Genomic DNA, 455 nt, shown 5'->3' with positions numbered 1-455 from the left:
TTCCGACTATCCTAACACCTCCCCTTTTTTTTTTTTTAAAAGATCGGAAGTTAATATCCGGATTTTAAAATTTTCTGCGTTCATCCTCCCCCACGAAATAACGTTGGGTCCTCATATCCCTAAGTTAAAACTAATTTGACTTTATTTAACATATAATCGTCACATGGAACAGAGAAGTCACTAAAAGTGATTAAGTAGTGTGGACCAACGTCGCTTGATATGAGGTCATCAACCTTTGATTCTTCTGGAACATTACCATAGAATTCCTTGAAAATCTCATTTGTGGATAGTTGATCACTGGGATAATTAACATCCATCAAAATTGTATTAAACTTCTGATCATCATTTGGTGCATTTAACACATTTTCTGGTACAAGAGGATCTAGATAATAAGATTCGTCAGAATCTCCTGTTGTTGAATGATGAGGACCATTTGAAACAGCTGGATTCAGTGT

Annotated in this window: 1 protein-coding gene; it reads right to left on the bottom strand. The window is 35.4% G+C overall.

The annotated features are described in order from the left end of the window. Nucleotides 1-119: 119 nt before the first annotated feature. On the bottom strand, nt 120-455 hold a 336-nt coding region (locus tag D0S45_20860; GenBank protein TIH04831.1), incomplete at its 5' end, for a hypothetical protein.

It is taken from the genome of Marinifilum sp. JC120 (genome assembly GCA_004923195.1).
GTDB lineage: Bacteria > Desulfobacterota > Desulfovibrionia > Desulfovibrionales > Desulfovibrionaceae > Maridesulfovibrio.
The sequence above is the reverse complement of the archived record's forward strand: the minus strand, read 5'-3'. Positions and strand labels throughout refer to the sequence as shown.